The sequence below is a fragment of the Ruegeria sp. CDSA236 genome, from assembly GCF_059611285.1.
Window position 1 is genome coordinate 152,415 of sequence record NZ_JBXWPG010000002.1, and the last position, 22,764, is coordinate 175,178.

The 22,764-nt window shown below is 57.9% G+C and carries 21 protein-coding genes; 14 read left to right on the forward strand and 7 right to left on the reverse strand.

The window, feature by feature from the left end; translation table 11 throughout:
* Positions 1 to 14: 14 nt before the first annotated feature.
* Positions 15 to 1,349, forward strand: a complete 1,335-nt coding sequence (locus AC2FLB_RS04760) for an 8-oxoguanine deaminase (RefSeq protein WP_496690949.1) — start codon at positions 15 to 17, stop codon at positions 1,347 to 1,349.
* On the opposite strand, the gene guaD is transcribed toward AC2FLB_RS04760, so the two are convergent.
* Positions 1,346 to 2,635, reverse strand: a complete 1,290-nt coding sequence (gene guaD / locus AC2FLB_RS04765; RefSeq protein WP_496708837.1) for a guanine deaminase — start codon at positions 2,633 to 2,635, stop codon at positions 1,346 to 1,348. The two genes, AC2FLB_RS04760 and guaD, sit on opposite strands and share 4 nt — an antisense overlap.
* Positions 2,636 to 2,775: 140 nt before the next feature.
* Here guaD and mgtE point away from each other — a divergent pair, with 140 nt between their 5' ends.
* A complete protein-coding gene (mgtE, locus tag AC2FLB_RS04770; protein ID WP_496708743.1) occupies positions 2,776 to 4,170 on the forward strand; it encodes a magnesium transporter in 1,395 nt (464 codons plus the stop codon).
* Positions 4,167 to 4,724 (forward strand): 5-formyltetrahydrofolate cyclo-ligase, encoded by a 558-nt coding sequence (locus tag AC2FLB_RS04775; protein ID WP_496708744.1) that lies wholly within the window; start codon positions 4,167 to 4,169, stop codon positions 4,722 to 4,724. The genes mgtE and AC2FLB_RS04775 overlap by 4 nt, the downstream gene beginning before the upstream one ends.
* Before the next feature lie 8 nt (positions 4,725 to 4,732).
* On the opposite strand, the gene AC2FLB_RS04780 is transcribed toward AC2FLB_RS04775, so the two are convergent.
* On the reverse strand, positions 4,733 to 4,966 hold the full coding sequence (locus tag AC2FLB_RS04780; protein ID WP_496689671.1) for a putative hemolysin: 234 nt from the start codon (positions 4,964 to 4,966) through the stop codon (positions 4,733 to 4,735).
* Between the two features lie 87 nt (positions 4,967 to 5,053).
* Here AC2FLB_RS04780 and AC2FLB_RS04785 point away from each other — a divergent pair, with 87 nt between their 5' ends.
* The 3 genes from AC2FLB_RS04785 to AC2FLB_RS04795 all read left to right on the forward strand — a co-directional run bounded on the left by AC2FLB_RS04785 (position 5,054) and on the right by AC2FLB_RS04795 (position 8,581).
* The gene (locus AC2FLB_RS04785; protein WP_496708745.1) at positions 5,054 to 5,869 is read left to right on the forward strand and encodes a TIGR00282 family metallophosphoesterase; all 816 of its coding nucleotides are present in this window, start codon (positions 5,054 to 5,056) and stop codon (positions 5,867 to 5,869) included.
* Positions 5,870 to 5,959: 90 nt separating this feature from the next.
* Complete coding sequence (locus tag AC2FLB_RS04790; RefSeq protein WP_496689672.1) at positions 5,960 to 7,738, forward strand: SLC13 family permease; 1,779 nt, start codon at positions 5,960 to 5,962, stop codon at positions 7,736 to 7,738.
* A 96-nt stretch (positions 7,739 to 7,834) separates the two neighbouring features.
* The gene (locus AC2FLB_RS04795; RefSeq protein ID WP_496690947.1) at positions 7,835 to 8,581 is read left to right on the forward strand and encodes a YbaY family lipoprotein; all 747 of its coding nucleotides are present in this window, start codon (positions 7,835 to 7,837) and stop codon (positions 8,579 to 8,581) included.
* Here AC2FLB_RS04795 and AC2FLB_RS04800 read toward each other — a convergent pair whose 3' ends face one another.
* The 4 genes from AC2FLB_RS04800 to AC2FLB_RS04815 form a co-directional block, all read right to left on the reverse strand.
* Positions 8,582 to 10,243, reverse strand: coding sequence for an FAD-binding dehydrogenase (locus AC2FLB_RS04800; protein ID WP_496690946.1), 1,662 nt, complete (start codon positions 10,241 to 10,243; stop codon positions 8,582 to 8,584).
* 11 nt (positions 10,244 to 10,254) lie between these two features.
* On the reverse strand, positions 10,255 to 11,112 hold the full coding sequence (locus AC2FLB_RS04805) for a bile acid:sodium symporter family protein (RefSeq protein WP_496708746.1): 858 nt from the start codon (positions 11,110 to 11,112) through the stop codon (positions 10,255 to 10,257).
* Between the two features lie 72 nt (positions 11,113 to 11,184).
* Positions 11,185 to 11,919, reverse strand: coding sequence for a glutamine amidotransferase (locus AC2FLB_RS04810; protein WP_496708747.1), 735 nt, complete (start codon positions 11,917 to 11,919; stop codon positions 11,185 to 11,187).
* A gap of 17 nt (positions 11,920 to 11,936) precedes the next feature.
* The gene (locus tag AC2FLB_RS04815; protein WP_496708748.1) at positions 11,937 to 13,709 is read right to left on the reverse strand and encodes an SLC13 family permease; all 1,773 of its coding nucleotides are present in this window, start codon (positions 13,707 to 13,709) and stop codon (positions 11,937 to 11,939) included.
* A gap of 110 nt (positions 13,710 to 13,819) precedes the next feature.
* Here AC2FLB_RS04815 and AC2FLB_RS04820 point away from each other — a divergent pair, with 110 nt between their 5' ends.
* Together AC2FLB_RS04820 and AC2FLB_RS04825 are read left to right on the forward strand one after the other, a co-directional pair.
* On the forward strand, positions 13,820 to 14,560 hold the full coding sequence (locus AC2FLB_RS04820; protein ID WP_496693835.1) for a YebC/PmpR family DNA-binding transcriptional regulator: 741 nt from the start codon (positions 13,820 to 13,822) through the stop codon (positions 14,558 to 14,560).
* 135 nt (positions 14,561 to 14,695) lie between these two features.
* Positions 14,696 to 15,967, forward strand: coding sequence for a permease (locus tag AC2FLB_RS04825; protein ID WP_496708749.1), 1,272 nt, complete (start codon positions 14,696 to 14,698; stop codon positions 15,965 to 15,967).
* Positions 15,968 to 15,981: 14 nt separating this feature from the next.
* On the opposite strand, the gene AC2FLB_RS04830 is transcribed toward AC2FLB_RS04825, so the two are convergent.
* Entirely contained in the window at positions 15,982 to 16,866 is an 885-nt protein-coding gene (locus AC2FLB_RS04830) for a LysR family transcriptional regulator ArgP (RefSeq protein WP_496708750.1), read from the reverse strand.
* Positions 16,867 to 16,952: 86 nt separating this feature from the next.
* On the opposite strand from AC2FLB_RS04830, the gene AC2FLB_RS04835 reads away from it, so the two are divergent.
* The 6 genes from AC2FLB_RS04835 (at position 16,953) to AC2FLB_RS04860 (ending at position 22,729) form a co-directional block, all read left to right on the forward strand.
* The gene (locus tag AC2FLB_RS04835) at positions 16,953 to 17,552 is read left to right on the forward strand and encodes a LysE/ArgO family amino acid transporter (RefSeq protein WP_496690941.1); all 600 of its coding nucleotides are present in this window, start codon (positions 16,953 to 16,955) and stop codon (positions 17,550 to 17,552) included.
* A 40-nt stretch (positions 17,553 to 17,592) separates the two neighbouring features.
* Positions 17,593 to 18,501: a DMT family transporter gene (locus tag AC2FLB_RS04840; RefSeq protein WP_496689676.1), complete on the forward strand. Its 909-nt coding sequence runs from the start codon at positions 17,593 to 17,595 to the stop codon at positions 18,499 to 18,501.
* An 87-nt stretch (positions 18,502 to 18,588) separates the two neighbouring features.
* Entirely contained in the window at positions 18,589 to 19,161 is a 573-nt protein-coding gene (gene betI / locus AC2FLB_RS04845) for a choline-binding transcriptional repressor BetI (protein ID WP_271949443.1), read from the forward strand.
* On the forward strand, positions 19,158 to 20,666 hold the full coding sequence (gene betC, locus AC2FLB_RS04850; RefSeq protein ID WP_142636786.1) for a choline-sulfatase: 1,509 nt from the start codon (positions 19,158 to 19,160) through the stop codon (positions 20,664 to 20,666). The genes betI and betC overlap by 4 nt, the downstream gene beginning before the upstream one ends.
* 86 nt (positions 20,667 to 20,752) lie before the next feature.
* The gene (betA, locus tag AC2FLB_RS04855) at positions 20,753 to 22,411 is read left to right on the forward strand and encodes a choline dehydrogenase (RefSeq protein ID WP_496708751.1); all 1,659 of its coding nucleotides are present in this window, start codon (positions 20,753 to 20,755) and stop codon (positions 22,409 to 22,411) included.
* 78 nt (positions 22,412 to 22,489) lie between these two features.
* The gene (locus AC2FLB_RS04860; RefSeq protein ID WP_496701611.1) at positions 22,490 to 22,729 is read left to right on the forward strand and encodes an HP1242/YdcH family protein; all 240 of its coding nucleotides are present in this window, start codon (positions 22,490 to 22,492) and stop codon (positions 22,727 to 22,729) included.
* Positions 22,730 to 22,764: the final 35 nt, after the last annotated feature.

Consider the following 22,764-nt stretch of genomic DNA (forward strand, 5'->3'; position numbering starts at 1 on the left):
GCAAGGAGAGCAAGATGACTGATATCCTCATCAAAAATGCAGACACGATCCTGACCATGGATGACCAGCGCCGTGAGCTTTCTGGCGCGGATATTCTGATCCGAGATGGGCAGATCGAACAGATCGGCCACGGGTTGCAGGCAACCGCAGAGATCCATAATGCAAGCGGATGTGTGGTGACGCCCGGCCTCGTGAACACGCACCACCATCTGTACCAGACCCTGACCCGCGCCGTGCCTGGCGGGCAGGATGCGCTTTTGTTCGGATGGCTGAAAACGCTCTATCCGATCTGGTCGCGATTTGGCCCCGAAGAGATGTTCGTATCCGCCCAGATCGGTTTAGCCGAGCTGGCGTTGACGGGATGCACGCTCAGTTCCGACCACTTGTATCTATATCCGAACGGTGCGCGTCTGGATGACACTATTGCTGCGGCTGCCGAGGTTGGCCTGCGGTTCCACCCAACACGCGGCGCCATGAGTATTGGTGAAAGTGATGGTGGCTTGCCGCCGGATTCACTGGTCGAAGCCGAAGCAGCTATTCTCGAAGACATGATGCGTGTGGTCGACGCCTTTCATGACCCGTCAGAGGGTGCAATGTGTCGGGTCGGGCTGGCACCTTGCTCACCGTTCTCTGTCAGTCGTGACTTGATGCGAGACACGGCCATTCTGGCCCGTGACAAAGGCGTTATGCTGCACACCCATCTGGCCGAAAATGACGAGGATATCGCCTATTCTCAGGAACAATTCGGGTGCCGTCCTGGTCAATATGCCGAGGATTTGGGATGGACCGGGTCAGACGTTTGGCACGCCCATTGCGTGAAACTGGACGGGGCAGAGATTGATCTATTTGCCCGGTCCCGGACTGGCGTGGCGCACTGTCCCTGTTCGAACTGCCGGTTGGGCTCGGGGATTGCCCCTGTACGGTCGATGCGAGATCGCGGCGTGCCTGTGGGTCTGGGCGTCGATGGGTCGGCCAGTAATGACAGCGGCAATCTGATCCTCGAGGCGCGGCAGGCCATGTTGTTGCAGCGCGTCGCCAGCGGTGCCGATGCCATGTCCTCTCGCGAGGCGCTGGAGATTGCCACGCGCGGCGGGGCGGATGTCTTGAACCGACCTGATTGCGGCCGTCTGGCTATCGGTAAGCGTGCCGATATAGCCATTTGGGATACGCGCGGTATTGAAAGCGCGGGCAGTTGGGATCCGGCAGCCCTGTTGCTTGCCGGTCCGACGAGGGTAAAGCACCTGTTTGTCGAAGGCCGTCAGATCGTGCGGGACGGGCAGATCGCAACGCTGGATCTGCCCCGGGTGATTGAACGGCAGAACCGATTGGCCCTTGCCTTGCAATCCTAGGTCCTGACAGGTTGACCTGCGATCCAAACCTCGGCAATCGCCCTGTCATCGCCCATCATGATGGTGGGAAAGAGGGCCTCCCACAGGTCATCGGCGCAGGCCTCGCGCTGAGCTATGGCCGGGGTGGAGGCGAGATCGAGCACGATCAGGTCGGCCTCCATTCCCGGGGCGATATTGCCGATGCTGTCATCCAGCCTCAGCGTTCGGGCCGACCCTACGGTGCCCAGCCACAGCAGTTGCGCGGCGTGCAGCGGCGTTCCGCGCAGTTGTCCGATCTCATAGGCCGACGCCATCGTGCGCAGCATCGAGAAACTTGAACCGCCACCAGTATCCGTTGCCAGACCAACTCGGTGTCCGTCGCGCATTAACCCTGCCATGTCGAACAGGCCTGACCCGATAAAGGTGTTAGAGGTCGGACAATGGATCAAAGCAGCGTCGACCTCACGCAGTCGGTCGCGTTCACGTGCCTCAAGGTGGATGACGTGGCCATAGAGGCCGTTGGGACCCAGCAGGCCAAATTTCTCATAAGTGTCCAGATAATCGCGTGCCTCGGGGAACAGCTCGCGCACCCAGGCGATTTCGTCGGTCTGTTCGCTGAGGTGGGTTTGCATCAGGCAATGGGGATGTTCGGCCCAAAGCGCGCCCATCGCCTCAAGCTGTTCGGGCGTCGAGGTGGGGGAAAAGCGGGGCGTTATGGCATAGGACAGGCGATCAATACCGTGCCATTTCTCAAGCAAGGCTTGGGATTGGTCATAGGCGGTTTGCGCCGTATCCCTCAGACCATCAGGCGCGTTGCGGTCCATGCAGGTTTTGCCCGCGACCACACGTTGGTTGCGCTGCAGCGCCGCCGAAAAGAAGGCATCGACGCTTTCGGAGTGGATGGTGCAATAGCTGCACATCGTGGTGGTGCCGTGTGCCGCTGTCAGGTCCAGATACCGGTTGGCAATCTCAGAGGCATAAGCTGCATCCCCGAATTTCATCTCTTCGGGGAAGGTATAGGTGTTCAGCCAGTCGATCAGGCGTTTGCCCCAACTGGCGATCATGGCGGTCTGCGGATAATGCACATGCGCATCAACAAATCCTGCAAGGATCACGTGCTGACCATGATCCACGACTTTTGCCTCGGGGTGGGCATTGTTCAGACTGTCGGCATCCGATACGCTGGAAATCCGACCGTTTTCGATCAGAACCGCTTCGCTGATTTTGACAGCCTCGGTCGGTTCGCCCTCGAACGGGGAGCCGGTGAAACTCAGGACGCGCCCTTTCAGCAGCGTTTTATGCGCCATACTCATTCATCTCCGCCTGTCTGGGACTGCGAAACAGCATAGGGGCAGGAAAGTTGTCGGTAAATCGGCGCATTGTCATTGTTTTCCGGTAGCTGCTTCTTCTATTTAGGGGCCAATGGGCGAACAGAGCGGGGGCAGATATGACAACAGGTATTAACGAACCCGTAACTGAACCGACTTCTGATGATGACGCCTATGCGCTGGATCGTCGAACGGTAGCATCCATTCTGTATGCAGTTGATGTTGATGACCGCGACAAGCTGGTCGAATTGATGGACCCGCTGCATGCTGCCGACATCGCCGACCTTCTGGAACAGATCAACCCCTATGACCGCGCCCGGTTGATCCGTCTGTATGACAAAGAGTTCGACGGCGATATTCTGTCTGAACTGGACGAAGGTGTCAGGGAAGAAGTTATTGAAGTCCTGCGTCCCGATGTTCTGGCGGATGCCGTACGCGACATGGAAAGCGACGATGTCGTCGATCTGCTGGAAGACCTTGAAGAGCCTCAGCAAGAAGCCATCCTGGGTGCGCTGGAGGATTCCGAACGGATCGCGGCCGAACAGGCGTTATCCTACCCGGAAAACTCGGCCGGACGGCTTATGCAACGCGAGGTCGTCATGGCGCCCGAGCATTGGACAGTTGGGCAGGCCATTGACTTTATGCGTGCCAATGACGGACTGCCAGAACAATTCTACCATTTGGTTCTTGTTGATCCGCGGCTGAAGCCAACAGCACAGGTAACACTGGGCAAACTCATGGCCACCCGGCGCGAGGTGCCTCTGCACGAAATTGCCGAAGAAGAGTTCTATACCATTCCCGTCGATCAGGATGAAGAGGACGTGGCCTATGCGTTCAATCAGTACCACCTGATCTCGGCCCCAGTGGTGGATGGTGACGGACGGCTTGTTGGTGTGATCACCATTGATGACGCGATGGTGGTGCTGGATGAGGAATACGAAGAGGATATGTTGCGCCTAGCCGGTGTCAGCAACGAAAGCTCGCTGTCCGACAGTGTGGCCGCGACCAGCAGGCGACGCCTGCCATGGTTGGCGGTAAACCTGTGTACTTCGATCTGCGCCTCGCTGGTGATTTCCCAGTTCGAGGCGGCGATTGATCAGTTGGTGGCGTTGGCCATTCTGATGCCGATTGTGGCCTCGATGGGGGGCAATGCGGGGACACAATCGCTGACCGTCGCAGTGCGAGCCCTGGCAACGCGCGACCTGACAGGTGCGAACGTGATGCGGGTGATCCGACGGGAACTGCTGGTGGGCATGTTGAACGGGCTGTGTTTTGCCACCGTTCTGGGCGTGGTGGGAATGTATTGGTTCGGCTCGCCGTTGTTGGGTGTCGTGATTGGCTCCGCTCTGGTCGTGAACATGGTGATCGCAGGCTTTGCAGGTACGGTAGTACCGGTCGTGCTAGACCGGATGGGTGTTGACCCGGCGCTGGCGTCAGGGACCTTTGTGACGACAACGACGGATGTCATGGGATTCTTTATCTTTCTTGGGCTTGCCAGCGTGGTGCTATTGTGACCGATCTGACCGAAATCAAAGCTGCCGCGCGCAAGGCGGCCTTTGCCCGGCGCAAATCTGCGTTTGATGCAAATCCGCCCGGTGCCGCCGGGCGACTGTCTGAAATTCTGGCCGGGCACCGCGGAGTACCCCTGTCGGGTTATATGCCCATCCGGACCGAGAGTGACCCGCTGCCCGCCATGGCCGAGGCGTCCGCTTATGGCCCGGTGGGCGTACCGGTTATTCAGGCGGCCGGGCAGCCGCTGAAATTCTCTCGTTGGACGCCCGAAGGCAGGCTGAAGGATGGCCCGTTTGGCGCCAAAGTGCCCGAGGTCGATGACTATTTCGATCCCGAAATTCTGATCGTGCCACTGGTGGCATTCGATGCAAATGGAGGGCGTCTGGGTTATGGGGGTGGGTTCTATGACCGGACATTGGAAGGGCTGCGCGCGAAACGCCCGACTCTGGCCATCGGTTTTGCCTTCGATGCGCAAGAAGCAGACGGGCTGCCGCTGGAACCGACGGATCAGCCGCTTGATATGGTAGTAACTGAAAGCCGTGTATTGACCTTTTAACGAAGGTATCAGCCCTGGTTTTTAGCGCGAAAATATTCCCAGGCATTTTTTTCGGTGCCATCAGGCAATATGCACACGCCGGTCTGGCCATTCTCTCCGTCCCGAATTTCATACCTCCCACCGCTGTCGATGCAATAGATGGCCGAGGGGTTTGGCAGCTGTGGGTTTGAGTTGACTGCTTGCCCTTCCGAGCAGGCAGCAAGCGTGGCACAGACACCAAAGGTCAGACCGATCCGAAACATAAAGAATCTCCTAAATAAAGAGTTTTGCCGTTCATTGGGTCAGCTTAACGGCTTGTACTTGCGAATTGCCACACTTAGACGGTTTCTATGAGGATACTTTTTCTGGGTGACGTTATGGGCCGCGCTGGACGCGCGGCTGTTCAGCAACATCTGCCACGTCTGCGCGACGAATGGCGGCTGGATTTCGTGGTGATCAATGGTGAGAACGCCTCGAACGGAATGGGTTTGACCGGGGATCATGCCAAGCTGCTGTTAGATGCAGGGGCGGATTGCCTGACGCTGGGCGACCACGCTTTCGACCAGAAGGACATGTTGCAATTCATCGAGAGCGAACCGCGCATTGTGCGCCCTGTTAACTTTGCCAAGGGTGCTCCGGGGCGCGGGCATCGTCTCTATACCGCCCCTGGCGGGCGCAAGGTTCTGGTCGTACAGGTGCTGGGGCAGGTCTTTATGAAGCGGCCCTTCGATGATCCGTTTTCGGCGATCGAGCCAATTCTGAAGTCGCACCCGCGCGGTGGGCAGGCGCAGGCGATCATCGTCGACATGCATTGCGAAGCCACATCCGAGAAGATGGCGATGGGGCATTACTGCGACAAGCGCGCCAGCCTGGTGGTCGGGACGCATACGCATGTGCCGACCGCAGATGCTCAGATCCTTCCGGGGGGAACGGCCTATCTGACTGATGCTGGGATGTGCGGGGATTACGATTCTGTCATTGGTATGGAAAAGCTGGAACCGATGCGCCGGTTCATCACCGGCATGCCCAAGGCGCGGTTTACGCCTGCAAATGGCGAAGCAACGCTAAGCGGTGTGTTCGTGAAAACCGATGATCGCAATGGTCAGGCAAAATCCGTGCAAATGGTGCGCGTTGGGGGTCGCTTGCAACAAGCCGGGCCGCAATAGCGCGACGTTGGGCTTGCCCTGCTGCCCGCAATACGGGAAACTGCCCGACGGGCGCGCAAGCTGGGCCAGGGTTCGGACTGAATACCACGAATGCAATTTCTTCAACTGACAGAAACGGGCAGCGCGATCGTGGCGCTATTGGTTGTCGCAGGCATGTTTGTCATGTTCCTGCGCGAGGCTTACCCGACCGAGGTTGTCGCCATCGCGGGCGTTGCCCTGATGCTGGTGACCGGTATCCTGCCCTATCAAAGTGCGTTGGCAGTTCTGTCCAATCCTGCGCCATGGACGATTGCGGCGATGTTCATCGTCATGGGGGCTCTGGTCAGAACCGGGGCATTGGATTCCTTTACCGCAACTGCGCAGAAACAGGCGCAGGTTAACCCGCGTATCGCGATTGCCATGCTGATGGGGTTTGTGGTTCTGGCCTCGGCGGTGGTGTCAAACACACCCGTGGTCGTCGTGATGATCCCGGTTTTTGTACAGATTGCCCGCACGTTGAACGTGCCGGCCTCGAAACTGCTGATCCCGCTCAGCTATGCTGCCATCATGGGGGGGACGCTGACACTGATCGGCACCTCGACCAACCTGCTTGTGGATGGTGTCGCGCGATCTCAGGGTCTGGCTGCATTCACGATTTTCGAAGTCACGCCCTTGGGCATCGCAGTGGTGATCTACGGCATGATCTATTTGCGCTTTGTTGCGCCGCGCCTGCTGCCTGAACGCGATAGCATGGCCTCGCTTCTGAGTGACCGGTCCAAGATGAAATTCTTCACCGAGGCCGTCATCCCGCCTGACAGCAACCTGATCGGGCGCGAAGTGACAGGAGTGCAACTGTTCAAGCGTCCCGGCGTACGCCTGATTGACGTGGTCCGCGGGGACGAGTCTTTGCGGCGCAACCTCAAAGGGGTGACGCTTGAAGTTGGGGATCGCGTGGTTCTGCGGACCGAGATGACCGAGTTGCTGAGCCTGCAAAGCAACAAAGAGTTAAAGCGTGTTGATCAGGTTTCTGCGGTCGAGACCAAAACGGTCGAAGTGCTGATCACACCGGGGTGCCGTATGGTTGGGCGAACGCTGGGCGTGATGCGCCTGCGCCGCCGCTATGGTGTCTACGTTCTGGCGGTACATCGGCGGAACCAGAATATCGGTCGTCAACTAGACGACCTCGTGGTGCGAGTCGGGGATACTCTGCTGTTGGAGGGATCGCCTGCCGATATCCAGAAGCTTGCCGCTGATATGGATATGGTCGACGTGACACAGCCCTCGGCGCGGGCGTTCCGCCGCAATCACGCTCCGGTGGCGATTGGCGCACTTATCGGGATCGTCGTATTGGCTGCTTTAGGTGTGGCGCCAATTCTGCTGCTGTCCATTCTTGCGGTCGCTCTGGTTCTGGTCACCCGCTGCATAGACGCGGATGAGGCGTTTTCCTTTATCGAAGGGCGACTTCTGGCATTGATATTCTCGATGCTGGCCATCGGGGCCGCGCTTGATAAGTCCGGGGCGGTTTCCCTGATCGTCGATGCAATCGCACCTGGGCTTAGTGCGCTGCCACCGTTCCTGATCGTTTGGGCCATCTATGTTTTGACCTCGGTGCTTACCGAACTCGTCTCCAACAACGCCGTTGCGGTAGTGGTCACGCCAATCGCAATCGGGTTGGCGCAGGCCGTCGGCGTAGACCCAAGGCCGCTGGTAGTTGCGGTGATGTTGGCGGCATCTGCATCCTTTGCGACACCAATCGGATATCAGACCAACATGATGGTCTATGGTCCGGGGGGATATCGGTTTGTCGATTTCATGAAGGTTGGCATCCCCTTGAACCTGACGGTCGGGCTGCTTGCTTCGTTGCTTATTCCGATCATCTGGCCGTTGTGACACCGGCGCGAACCCGCCGGTTTTGCGCTGACGGTCTTGTAAAGGCTGATCCAGACACAATCTTTTCCTCTAGAACTTGGACGAAAGGACAGGATTATGCCTTTTCCAAAATTTGGTCAGTTGATCGTAATGGGTGCGATTATGGTGGCGCTGATTGGCAGCGATGTATCGGCTGGTTCGGTGACCGGTACCGCCTCCTACCGCGAACGGATTGCCGTGCCTGAAGACGCGACGCTATATATCGAGCTGCAGGATATATCGCTTGCGGATGCGCCAGCGGTAACGCTGGCTGCGCAGCGCTACGTGCTGAGCGGGGTGCCTGCCGAGTTTGAATTGACCTATGATGATGCTCTGATCCGTGACGGGATGACCTATGCGGTGCGGGGGGCAATATATCGTGGGTCACAACTGCTGTTTACGACCGACACGGTGTATCCGGTCCTGACCAATGGTGCGCCGGATACAGCCGACCTTTTGTTGGTCAAGACGGGCGGCCCCACGTCGGCGGGGCTGGAAAACACAAGCTGGACGGCGATTGGTGTGGATGGGGCCGTGCTGAACAGCGAACGCGCCCCGCAGCTTGAGTTTGCGCAAGGCGGTGCCTTTAGCGGCTCAGGCGGTTGCAACCGTTTCACAGGGCAGGTCGAAATTTCCGGAAATTCGCTTACGTTTCCAGGCAATATTGCGGCCACTTTGATGGCCTGCCCGCCCGAGATGGAGCAGGTCGAGGATCAGTTCTTTGTCGCCCTGCAAAACGTGGCCACTTATGCGGTGGCAGGCAATAGCCTTGCGCTGCTGGACAGCGCAGGCGACCCGGTTCTGAAATTCATACGCACGCAGTAATCAGGCCACAGCGCGCGACCGTCCTGCGTTGCGCCCGGAAAAGATGCAGCCGCCCAGAAATGTGCCTTCCAGCGCGTTGTATCCGTGATAGCCGCCGCCGCCGAAACCGGCGACCTCTCCTGCGGCGAACAGCCCGGGAACGACCTGACCGTTTGCACCGATCATCTGACTGTCGAGGTTGGTCTGCAAACCGCCCAGCGTTTTGCGCGTCAGCATGTGAAGTTTGACCGCGATTAGCGGCCCATTGGCAGGATCAAGGAACTTGTGTGGTTTGGCGGTGCGGATCAACCTGTCACCCCGATAGTTGCGGGCCGCCAGAATAGCCGCCATCTGCGCGTCCTTGGTAAACGGGTTGTCGACCTGTGAGTCCCGCGCTTCGATCTGGGCGCGCAAATGCGCCTCATTGATCAGATCGCCACCCAATTGGTTCATGCCGCTGACCAGTTCGGTCAGAGTGTTGGCAACGATGAAGTCTTCCCCGTGTTGTTTGAAGGCCTCGACCGGCGCGGTGGCTTGCGATCCTGACAAAATGCGCTGACGGATAACCTCTTTCCAGCTGCCCGAGGTGAAATCCGGGTTCTGTTCCGACCCGGAGAGCGCAAATTCCTTTTTGATGACTTTCTGCGTCAGTACAAACCAGCTGTATTCATAACCGGTCTTTAGGATCTCTTTCAGCGTGCCCAACGTGTCGAACCCCGGCAAACAAGGGGGCAACAGACGATTGCCGCGCGCGTCAAACCACATAGAGCTTGGGCCGGGCAGGATACGAATTCCGTGCGATGGCCAGATAGGGTTCCAGTTTTTGACGCCCTCGGTGTAATGCCACATCCGGTCGCCGTTGATCACATGTCCACCGGCCTTTTCGCTGATGGGGATCATGCGGCCGTCAACGTGGAACGGCACGCCCGCGATCATGTCTTTGGGTGGTTCGCCCAGGCGGTCGCGCGGCCAGTTCTTGCGCACCATTTCGAAATTGCCACCAATACCGCCCGAACTGACGATGACCGAAGGAGCATAGACCTCGAATTCCCCAACCTCTTCTCGGTTGGTCTTGGCGCCATGCGCGGCTGCGTCCTCAGCCAAGACCTCTCCCGAGACGCCTTTGGCACAGCCGTTTTGCATAATGATATGGCTGACTTGGTGGCGGAACTTCAGCTGGATCAGGCCTGTGCTGACATGTTCGCGCACGCGACGGATGAAATGTTCCAGAACACCAGGGCCGGTGCCCCATGTGATGTGGAACCGAGGTACCGAATTGCCATGCCCATCGGCATAAGAACCGCCACGTTCGGCCCATCCAACCACAGGAAACCATCGCAGCCCCATATCGTGCAGCCAGGGCCGCATTTCACCGGCGGCGAATTCGACATAGGCCTCGGCCCATTTGCGGGGCCAAGCGTCTTCTTCGCGGTCAAACTGCGCGCTGCCCTGCCAGTCACGCAAGGCCAGTTCGTGGCTGTCCCTGATGCCCATCCTGCGCTGTTCTGGAGTGTCGACCATGAACAGTCCACCGAGGCTCCAGAATGCCTGACCGCCGAGGAAATGACCGGGTTCCTGATCCAGTATGATCACCTTTTTTCCGCGGTCGCCTAGCTCGGCCGCGGCCGCAAGCCCGGCCAGCCCAGCCCCAACGACAATGGCATCTGCGGTGTTATTGGTCATGTTTTTTCCTCTCAGCTGCGGCGCAGCCAGGCGATAAATGGCAGGGCGACGACATACATCAAGATACCATAGACGGCCGATGGCAGAGCAAGAGGGCTTAGCCCGTTTTCCGTGCTGGTAATCAGCGCTGCCAATGTGATGCCAAGAGTCGAGTTTTGGATGCCAGTTTCGATTGAGATCGTCTTGCTCTCGTTCCATGACAGGTTCACAGCGCGGGCCAGTCCCAGCCCGATCAGCAGCAGCGCAATGTTCAGGGTGATCAACGCCGACCCCATCAGCCCCAAATTTTCGACGAACATTTCCCAGTTCCCGGCCAGCGCGGCGAGAACGATCAGGACGAAAAGAATCGAAGCCAGTTTGGACAATGGGGCATCGACCCGCTCTGCGAATCCTTTTGCGAAATGCCGTATACTGACGCCGATAGCGACGGGCAGGGTGGTGATAAGGAACATCGCTATGGCCAGCCCGGCGATCGAAACCTCGGGTGCGTCCTCGCCCATGAAGTGATTGATCGACCATGCGGCCAATACGGGTACCGTCACCATCGACAACAAGCTGATGATGGCTGTCAGGCTGACGGAAAGAGCGACATCACCCTTGGCCAGTTTAGTCAGGATATTGCTAGTAACACCGCCGGGGCAAAAGCTGAGGAGCATAACACCGACTGCTATTTCCGGTGGCAGTGCAAAGAGTTTGACCGTCGTAAATGCCGCAATGGGAAGCAAGATCACCTGGCAGAACGCCCCTATCGCAAAAGGGTATCGTCTGCTGACAACCCGGCGGAAATCGGCGATCTCAAGCCCGACACCCAAGGACAGCATGATTATGGCCAACGATAGTGGCAGGCCGACATTAATAAGCAGATCCAACTACAACTCCTCCCAAAGCCGTTCGGACTAGCGTAAGCGAGGGTCAAAGCCGCAGGCAACCGCGCCGTAGGGTCAGCCGTAGCGTTGGGCGAACCTGCGCAGGATTTCACCGGGCAGAGTGACATTGGCGGCGTGGCAAATGTCGATCAGACGCTGCGCATCTTCGGGCGGGAAATAGCCGTGGTGTTTGTAGATGGTGATACGTTCTTCAAAGTCGCGGGCATCAGCCTCGGGGTGGAACTGTGTGGCATAGACATTCTGGCCCCAGCGGATCATCTGGAAGGGGCAAGGGTCCGAGGCAAGCAGATGCACGCACCCATCTGGCAGGGATTGCACAGCCTCTTTATGGCCCACAAAAGCATCAAAACTCTGACCCAGCCCCGAGATCAGTGGATCGGTTGCACCGTCCTCTGTCACGTGGCAGGTCGAGGGGCCGACGGGCTCTCCGAACTGGTCCTTGCTGACATCGCCACCCAGATGCGCGGTAAGAATACCCAGCCCATAGCAGCACCCCATGAACGGATGATCGCACGCGGTGATCTGCGGCATCAGGCCCATGATCGCGGCTTCGATTCGGGCATCCATGTGCGACTTTGCAGTCGGATCATCGCTGACACAGCCGGGGCCACCGCCGACGATCACCCCGGCATAGTCGGTCACGTCCAGACCGTCGGGCAGGTCTTCGCAGTCCAGCCGGATGCGGTGGGTCTGTTCGGGGCTCAAGCCGGTTTTGTCCAGAATCGAGGCATATTCGGCATCGGACGCATCGGTTTCCGGGCGTAACTGCAGGATCAGAAATCGTTTCATGAAACGGCTCTTACCCGTCACAGCGGCCAGAACACAAGGATGGCGGGTATCGAAACCGCAATGATCAGGATTTCCAGCGGCAGGCCCATGCGCCAGTAGTCTCCGAACCGATAGCCACCCGGTCCCAGAACCAGCGTGTTGTTTTTATGCCCGATAGGCGTCAGGAACGCGGCCGAGGCTGCAACGGCGACCGTCATCAGAAACGGGTCGGGGGAAACCTCAAGTGTGCGGGCCATCTGAATGCCGACCGGGGCCGCCACAATCGCCGTGGCGGTGTTGTTCAACACGTCCGACAGGGTCATGGTGACCACCATCAGAACGGTCAGAATAGCCCATGCAGGCAGGCCGTCAGTTAACTGGATCAGCGCATTGGCGATCAGTTCGGTGCCGCCCGAGGTTTCCAGCGCGCTGCCCAGCGGGATCATCGAGCCCAGCAAAACGACCACCGGCCATTCGATGTGAGTATAGAGATCCGCGATTGGCATGATCTTGGTCAGCACATAGGCAACCACAACAAGCCCCAATGCGACCGGCAGGTAGATCAGCCCAACACTGGCCGCCAGCACCGCGGTGGCAAACAGGCCAATCGCAAGCCACGCCTTTTCATTGGCGGTGACGTTCAAACCACGTTGGGCCAGCGGTAGGCATCCCAGCCATTCGGTCACATCGGCGCTGCGATCACGCGGGCACAGCAACAACAGGATGTCGCCAGCCTCAACCTCGGTTTTGCGGACCTGTTCAGTGATGCTGCGGCCCTGGCGCGAAATGCCCATCAAAACGGTGCTCTGCCGCCATGCCAATCCCAACCCCTGCGCCGTACGCCCGGTGATGCGGGCGTTTTCGGTCACGACAACCTCGACGACTTCCAGCCCGTCGCCTTCAGCGGTCAGAAGCTCCTGTCGACGTGTGTCCGAAAAATCCAGCTTCAGCGCCGCGCGGAATTCATCCAGCGCCTCGGGGCGGGCCTCAAGCACCAGCGCGTCACCCTGATTCAGTGTTGCATGGGCCGACCGGCCATAGCGGCGCTTGCCGTCGCGGATCAGGCCGATGATGGCGACGTCAGATTTCTCGGCATCTTCATAAAGCTCGCTGACCCGTTTGCCGATCAACGGCGATTCCGGTGGGACGGTTAGTTCTGCGATATATTCGGCCAGCGCCTCAGAGGTTTCGGTTTGCGGTCCCCGGTTCGGGATCAATCGCCAGCCCACCAGTGAGACAAAAGCAAGCCCGGCAATCGCAGCAATGCCACCCACAGGGGCGAAATCGAACATACGAAAGGGCTCGCCCAGAGTTTCTGCGCGGATTGAGGCGATGATGATGTTCGGTGGCGTGCCAATCAGGGTCGCCATCCCACCCAGAATTGTTGCAAAGCTGAGCGGCATTAGGGTCAGGCCGACGGCTCGTCCGGCTTTTCGTGCGGTCTGAATGTCGACCGGCATCAATAGGGCCAAGGCAGCGACGTTATTCATGAAGGCGGACAGAACAGCCCCGATACCGCCCATCAAGGCGATATGGGCCCCAAGGCCGCGTGACGCGTCAACCAGGGATCGCGTGATCAAGAATACCGCACCGGACCGGACCAGCCCGGCCGAAACGACCAGAACCAGCGCGACGATGATGGTTGCCGAGTGACCAAAACCGGCAAAAGCGTCATCGACGGGTACGACACCCAACACCACTCCGATCAGAAGCGCGGAAAACGCAACAAGATCATAGCGAAACCGCCCCCAAAGCAGCATTCCGAATACGGCGGCAAAGAGAGCGAAAAGTATGATCTGATCTGTCGTCATACCGCCAACATACTCGCAGAAGAAGCCGTCGCAAGCCGGTCTCTTGATCCCATGGCCCGCAAACGTCTATATGGGCGCCAAATACGCAATCACTATCACGAGGACGCACCATGGCAGGCCACTCCAAATGGGCCAATATCCAGCACCGCAAGGGACGTCAGGACGCCGCGCGGTCCAAACTGTTTTCCAAGCTGTCAAAAGAGATCACCGTTGCCGCTAAGATGGGCGACCCCGATCCCGACAAGAACCCGCGTCTGCGTCTTGCGGTGAAAGAGGCCAAGTCGAACTCGGTCCCCAAAGACGTGATCGACCGGGCGATCAAGAAATCGCAAGCAGGCGACGGCGATGACTATGAAGAAATCCGGTATGAAGGCTATGGCCCCAACGGCGTGGCCGTCATCGTCGAGACGATGACCGACAACCGGAACCGGACCGCATCGACTGTGCGCTCGACCTTTTCCAAGAATGGCGGCAATCTTGGCGAGACAGGTTCCGTCGGCTTTATGTTCGAACGCAAGGGTGAAGTGGTCTATCCAGATACGGTTGGTGATGCCGACACCGTGTTCGAAGCGGCCATTGAGGCAGGCGCGGAAGATGTTGAAAGCTCGGACGAAGGTCATATCATCTGGTGCGCCGACACCGATCTGAACGACGTCTCGAACGCGCTCGAGGCCGCGCTGGGTGAAACGGAATCCACCAAACTGGTTTGGAAGCCAAGCACCACGACCGAGCTGGGGCTTGAGGATATGCAAAAGCTGATGAAGCTGGTCGATGCGCTGGAAGATGATGATGACGTTCAGCGCGTCACTACCAATTTCGAAGCCTCGGATGAGGTGATGGCGCAGCTTTGATCTGCCCCCATCTTGAGATTTGGAAACCCGGCCGTCAGGCCGGGTTTTTTGTTGGTTGGAGGATAGGGCTATTGGCCGATCAGGTTCGAACCCATAGGCTGGGTCGAATAGCTGGAGCAGCGAGTCAAAGTGCAGATGACCGAACCCCAATCTGAATTGGCCAAACGTAATGTGCCCGTCCTGACCGGGCAGAGCATTCTGTCCCAGGTCGCCTGGACCCTTGGCAGCCCGTCCATTGTCTTGCCGTTTCTTGCGGTTTCGCTGGAACTTCCGATGTTCATCGCCGGTGCGCTGGTTTCGATCCGTATGGTCGGCAGCATGATCGCCGATGTGTTTCTGGCCCAGGTGATTGCGCTGCGCGAACAGAAGAAACGCAGCATCGCTATGACCGAAGTATTGATCGGGGCCTGCCTTGTCATGGCTCTGGCGGCGGCCGCGACGGGTAGTCTCGTGTTCACGGCCACAGCCTTTATCGCCGCATTTTTTTTGATCGGTCTTGTGGGTGAGATCCAGACATTGCTGCTTACTGACCTGCTGGGCGTGCACGTTCAGTCCAGGTCACGGATGATCATGCGATATCTGCAGTTAGGCGCCGGCGGATTGGGCGCAATCGGTCTTGTTCTGTTGGTCCATCAAATCACGCTGGGCAACCCTCCGTTTGCGCGCCATTCGGTTGTGATCGGAGTTGCAGTGGTGTTTTTTCTGTTGTCTGGCCTATCAATCCTCGCGATGTCCGAAGTTCCGCATCAGAAAATTTCCACATCGCCTGAGGACGAAAGCAAAAGACATTGGTCCGAATATTTCACCGATATTCTGGCGATGTTCAACCAGACCTGGTTCCGGCGCTATATGGTCATGCGCCTTCCGATTGTGGTTGTCAGTCTATCGGTTCCGTTCTTTGCCCTGATGGCGGCCGAGGCACATCACAGTTCGGCCAAAGGTCTTACCGCAATGATCATTTCGTCGGCCTCTGGATATCTGGTCTCTGCGCCTTTGTGGCAGTTTGTTAACCTGAAATCCCACCGGGCGGTCATGGTATCCGGAACTCTGATGGTGGCCTTGACTGGAGCAGGGCTGCTGACGGTCCATTACCTCCATATCGGTCATCAAGTGCACACTCACGCGGTTGCCCTGTTTGTGGTGACCGTGGCGGTTACAGGCATCAGCAGTGCCCGAAAGTTGTATTTTCTGGATATCGCCCCGTTTGATCAGCGGGTCAAAGGGGCGGCTGCGGTGAAAAGCATCTCGCGGATTGTTGCGGTCATCGTGTCGGCGGCGCTGGCTGGTCTGGCACATATGCACGAGGTCTCGGCGGCGGTTTTGATCGTTGTCTTGGTGAGCCTGATCGCAGCTTTTGCCTGTTACCGGGTGGTCACGCCAATTCCTAAAGCGCCCGAGCCATCCTGATCGGCCAATCCTGTCTATCGTTGAATAAGCGCGTCGACAGCCGCGCGCTTTACAGCGGCGGTCAGCGGCGAAAGGGCCGAGGATAAGACACGCCCGACCTGCCAGGTCAGCGGAACATCAAGGGGCGTGTCTGGTATCAAGGGGCACAACAGGCCATCTGCCAAAGGCTTTTGTACCAGCTCAATCGGGTTCATTCCCCACCCGATGCCGGCGATCGCTGCATCCACAAATCCGTGTGAGGATGGCAGAAAATGCGATGGCGGGGAAATGAGGTGCCCAAACTCTCTCGCAAACCAGGCTTTCTGAAGACCGTCCTTTTGATTGAAGGTCAGGCACGGTGCTATGGCAAGGCTGCTTTTGGTTACACCGTCCCGGAACCATTTTTGCATAAAACCTGGGCTGGCCGTTGGAATATACCTGAAATCCCCAAGTGGATGGGCATCGCAGCCAGAGACCGGTTGCCCTCCGGTGGTAACAGCCGCGCTGACCTCACCGCGGCGCAACCAATCGGCCGAATGGTCCTGATCATCAATTACCAGATCGAACAGCAATTCATCTGTTTGGGCCATCGCAGCGATGAACCATGTGGCCAAACTGTCTGCAGGAATTGCAATGCGCACCTGGGTCGGGCCAGAGGTTCCCTCCAACGCAAGTTCACGGGCCAGCTGTGCCTCAAGCAGCCCGATATCCTCGGCGTATCTGGCAATGCGCAAGCCGGCGGGTGTCGCTGTGCAGGGCGCACCACGAGTGATCAGAGCGGCGCCTATCCGATCCTCTAATGACTTGATCCGCTGCGATATCGCCGAAGGCGTCACCGACAGCTCTGTGGCGGCGGCGTCAAAGCTTCCGTGGCGTAGAATGGCCGAAAGTGCGGCAAGGTGATTGGGATCCAGCAACATTAGCAGAGCTTAACCAAGTGTAACTTCTTTAATTTGATAAGTCGACTGACTGGCTCTAGTCAATCAAATCGAACACAGGAGGTTTCATGTCCGCATCTCTGATTTCCGGATTCGCTCTGGGCTTTAGTCTGATTTTGGCCATTGGTGCGCAGAACGCCTTTGTCCTGCGTCAAGGGCTGCGCCGCGAACATGTTTTTGCCCTATGCCTGACCTGCGCCGTATCGGATGCCATTCTGATTGCGGCAGGGGTTGCCGGGTTCGGAACGCTTGCTCAGACTGCTCCTTGGTTCGAGCCGGTCATGCGCTATGGCGGGGCTGTGTTTCTGACCTGGTACGGGTTGCGCAGCCTGCTATCGGCCTGGCGCGGCGGGTCTTCCATGGATGTCAGCGAAGGGACACGTTCAAGTCTGAGGTCTGTCCTGCTGACCGTGCTGGCATTCACCTGGTTGAATCCGCATGTCTATCTGGACACGGTGGTTCTGATCGGGTCGATATCTGCACAATATGATGACCGGTTGGCCTTTGCTATTGGAGCGATGCTGTCCAGCTTTGTCTTCTTCTTCTCGTTGGGCTACGGGGCAAGGATTCTGTCGCCGGTCTTTGCCCGCCCAAGGGCATGGCAGGTGCTGGATGTTGTTATCGGTTTTGTCATGCTGGCGATTGCGGTCAAGCTGGTGGCGATCTGAGGTCTTGTTCCCACCTGTGTTTCGGTGTTGAACCGTTAACATGACAACTCAACCTAACACCTATCGGCCATTGGCGGGAATGTTCTGGATGTTTTCCGCCGGTCTGTCCTTTGTTGTCATGACTGCGCTCGTCAAATCTCTGGGCACCTCCATGGACCCGATACAGGCCGCATTTCTGCGCTTTGTCTTTGGGTTGGTGTTCCTACTGCCAGCGTTAAGGCTGATCGTTACGACACCTCTGACACGTAGGCATCTGACACTGTTCGGCATCCGCGGGGTGGTTCACGCCATTGCCGTGATGCTGTGGTTTTTTTCCATGACCCGAATTCCGTTGGCCGAAGTCACGGCCATGAACTACATGACGCCAGTCTATGTCACATTGGGTGCTGTCCTGTTTCTAGGCGAGAAACTAGCCTTCCGCCGGATTGCCGCCATTGGTGTCGCATTGATCGGTGTCGCAATTATTCTCCGACCTGGGTTTCGGGATATCTCGGTTGGTCACGTGACCATGTTGGGGACTTCGTTGACGCTTGGTGCATCCTACCTGCTGGCCAAGATGCTGGTGCGAGATCTGCCGCCCTCGGTCGTGGTTGCACATATGTCCATATGGGTGACGATGGCGCTGATACCTTTCGCCATTGCCGTGTGGTCCCCTCCAAGTCTCCATGATTTGGGTGTGCTGTTTCTGGTTGCCTGTTTTGCCACACTTGGACACTATCTGATGACCTTGGCCCTGCAGGCCGCCCCCGTAGCAGTGACGCAGCCCGTCACATTCTTACAGCTGATCTGGGCCACGCTGGTTGGGGCGTTGGTTTTCCACGAAAGCGTAGATTTGTGGGTGGTCGCCGGCGGCACGCTGATTCTGTTGGCAGTCAGTTTTATTGCCTGGCGCGAGGCCGTGTTGAACCGCAGCAGCCTGACGACCCCCAGTATTGCACCTAAACTCTAGCCGATTTTTGCCGAAAAAACGTTATTAATTGACGAGTCAATAAAAATCTCCTAGCGTTTTTCTATCAAAAGCAGTTGAGGGGTACGGATGCCGAAACTCGGAATGGAGCCAATCCGCCGTGATGCGATCGTAAAGGCAACGATTGCTGAGCTCGGGTCGAAAAAATCCCTCGATGTAACCGTCAGCCAGATCGCTAAGCGGGCTGGCATGTCCAGCGCGCTGGCACATCACTATTTCGGCGGTAAAGATCAGATTTTTCTGGCAGCGATGCGCCGCATCCTGTCGGATTTCGGGGCAGAGGTCCGGTCCGAACTGAAAGCAGCCACGCCAAGTGGACGCGCGCAGGCGATCATCCGGGCATGCTTTGCCCCATCCTGTTTCACGCCGGATGTGACGGCAGCGTGGATGACATTCTACGTTCTTGCGCAGACCAATGACGACGCCCTGCGATTGTGGCAGATTTATCAGGCCCGAATCCGGTCGAACCTGGTTTATGCGCTGCGCCCGCATTTGGCCGATCCGGTTGAGGCGGCCGGGAACATGATCGCCTTGATCGACGGACTTTATATCCACGCCGCGCTGAGCGCCCCGGAAGAACCGCAACTGGCTGTAAACCACGCGATGCGCGTGCTCAGCACCTTGCTCGAGGCCGAGAAATGACTAAACCTAATATTCTGATCCTGATGGTGGATCAGTTGAACGGGACCCTTTTTCCTGACGGTCCTGTCGACTGGCTGCATGCGCCAAACCTGAAAAAGCTGGCCGAACGATCCACGCGATTTGCGAATGCCTATACGGCGTCGCCCCTGTGTGCGCCGGGTCGGGCCAGTTTTATGTCCGGTCAGTTGCCGTCGCGCACTGGTGTCTATGACAATGCCGCCGAGTTTGGCAGTGATATTCCGACATATGCCCACCATCTGCGCCGTGCAGGGTACTATACCTGTCTGTCGGGCAAGATGCATTTCGTCGGGCCTGATCAGTTGCACGGGTTTGAAGATCGCCTAACCACCGACATCTACCCCGCCGATTTCGGCTGGACCCCGGACTACCGTAAACCAGGCGAGCGGATTGACTGGTGGTATCACAATATGGGTTCGGTCACGGGCGCAGGTGTAGCCGAGATTTCCAACCAAATGGAATATGATGACGAGGTGGCCTATAACGCCAAGTCCAAGCTATACGATCTGGCCCGTGGCAAGGACGACCGTCCATGGTGCCTGACTGTAAGCTTTACCCACCCGCATGATCCCTATGTTGCACGTCGCAAATACTGGGACCTGTACGAAGATTGCGAGCACCTTCTGCCCGAGATTGCCGACCTTGGTTATGATAATCAGGACCCGCATTCGAAACGGATTTTTGACGCCAATGACTGGCGCAGCTTTGACATCACTCAAGAAGATACCCGCAAATCACGCCGCGCTTATTTCGCCAATATCTCTTATCTGGACGACAAGGTCGGAGAAATCCTCGAGGTGTTAGAGACTACGCGGCAAGAGGCGATCATCCTGTTCGTTTCGGATCATGGCGATATGCTTGGTGAACGCGGATTGTGGTTCAAGATGACCTTCTATGAAGGGTCATCCCGCGTCCCGCTGATGATCTGTGCACCCGATCTGCCAGCGGGCCGGATCGACGCTCCGGTTTCGACCATAGATGTGACGCCGACCTTGGGTGCTCTTGCCGGTGTCGATATGGCAGAGATCGCGCCGTGGACAGATGGCGAAAACCTTGTGCCGCTGGCCATGGGGCACGAGCGCAGTGCGCCGGTCGCGATGGAATATGCAGCCGAGGCCTCTTATGCGCCACTGGTGTCCTTGCGTTATGGCAAATGGAAATACAACCGATGTGCGCTAGACCCTGATCAACTGTTCGACCTCGAGGCGGACCCTTCCGAGTTGGAGAACCTCGCAGACAGGCCAGAGCATGCAGGAACGTTGCAGACCTTGCGTGCCAAGTCCGATGCCCGTTGGGATCTGGATCGGTTCGACGCCGAAGTTCGCGCCAGCCAGGCGCGTCGCTGGGTCGTGTACGAGGCGTTGCGCCAGGGCGGGTATTATCCGTGGGACTACCAGCCCCTGCAGAAAGCATCTGAGCGGTACATGCGTAACCACATGGATCTGAATATCGTCGAGGAAAGCCAACGCTTTCCACGCGGAGAGTAACAACCCGAATTAACAAGACCCTCTCCGGTCAGGCAGAGATTTTTCGATGAAAAATCTTGGCTTCGGTTGAGAATGGAGACCCGAAAATGGAAGCAGATTTCGTCATCGTCGGCGCAGGTTCCGCAGGCTGCGCGATGGCATATCGTTTGAGTGAGGCCGGTGCCTCGGTTCTGGTGATCGAGCATGGCGGTACCGACATGGGCCCGTTTATCCAGATGCCCGCCGCGCTAAGCTATCCGATGAACATGTCGCGCTATGACTGGGGCTATCAATCCGAGCCTGAGCCGCATCTGAACAACCGCCGTCTGGCCTGCCCGCGAGGGAAGGTGATTGGTGGGTCCTCTTCGATCAACGGAATGGTTTATGTGCGCGGCCACGCCCGGGACTTCGATACCTGGGCCGAGATGGGCGCGGATGGTTGGTCTTATGCGGATGTTCTGCCGTATTACAAACGGATGGAGACCTGGCATGACGGCGGTCATGGTGGTGATTCCGCGTGGCGGGGCACTGACGGGCCGCTGCATGTGTCGCGGGGCCCGCGTGCGAACCCGCTGTTCCAGGCCTTTGTCGATGCGGGCCAGCAAGCCGGGTATGAAGTCACGGGCGACTATAACGGTGAAAAGCAAGAAGGCTTCGGCCCGATGGAGCAGACCGTCTGGAAAGGGCGGCGCTGGTCGGCGGCAAATGCTTATCTGCGGCCTGCGCTCAAGCGCGAGAACTGCGATATCGTGCGCGGTCTTGCGACCCGGATTGTTCTGGAAAACGGAAGCGCTGTTGGTGTTGAACTGATCCGTGGCGGCAAGACAGAGGTCATCCGCGCCCGCCGCGAAGTGGTCATCGCAGCCTCGTCCATCAATTCGCCGAAACTTTTGATGCTGTCTGGAATCGGCCCGGCTGCGCATTTGGCTGAGCAGGGGATCGGAGTTGTTGCAGACCGTCCGGGGGTTGGCGCAAATCTACAGGACCATTTGGAGCTGTATATCCAGCAAGCCTCGCTTCAGCCGATCACGCTCTACAAACACTGGAACCTGGTCAGCAAAGGCCTGATCGGGGCGCAATGGCTGTTCACCAAGACCGGCCTTGGTGCCTCGAACCAGTTCGAAAGCGCGGCCTTCATCCGATCAAGGCCGGGTGTCGAATACCCCGACATCCAGTACCACTTCCTGCCGATGGCGGTGCGCTATGACGGGCAGGCTGCGGCCGAGGGGCACGGGTTCCAAGCACATGTGGGTCCGATGCGATCGGAATCACGGGGTGCTGTGACATTGCGCTCGGCTCGACCCGAGGACGCACCTGTCATCCGGTTCAATTACATGAGCCAGGAAAAAGACTGGGAGGAGTTCCGCACCTGTATCCGCCTGACGCGAGAGATTTTCGGGCAAGAGGCGTTCAGACCCTTTGCCGGGAAAGAGATTCAGCCCGGTGCTGCGGTACAAACAGATGAAGAGTTGAACGCCTTTATCGCTGAGCATGCCGAAAGTGCCTATCATCCCTGCGGCACCTGCAGGATGGGACGGGCGGATGACCAGAACGCGGTTGTCGACTCCGAAGGCCGGGTGATCGGCGTGGATCGGCTGCGTGTGGCGGACAGTTCGATCTTTCCGCAAATCACCAACGGCAACCTTAATGCGCCGTCGATCATGGTGGGCGAGAAAGTCTCGGATCATCTGCTGGGCAAAGATCCGTTGCCCAAAGCCAATGATCAGCCTTGGATTCATCCGCTATGGTCCTCGGCGCAGCGCTGATTTGATCCGCGTCAAAGCGGGGGGAGTGGGACCAATATAGACTTGAATCGCAACGCATTTTCTAAGGAGCGAACAGGAATGTCCCACACCCCGCACGAATTGGCCGAAGAGTTTCCCGACAAGGTCGAATTGATCAGTCAGCTTAAACAGTCCGATGCGCATTTTTCTCGTCTGGCTGAAGAGTATCATGAGGTCAATCGTATCGTGCACCGCGCGGAAACTAACGTCGAGCCGATGGAGGACCTTGCCGAAGGCGAGCTGCGCAAGAAACGCGCCGCACTGAAGGATGAGATCTGGGCGATTTTGTCGAGCGCTTAAGGGTTGGGCGGGGGCATTGCCCCCGTTTCGGCTGG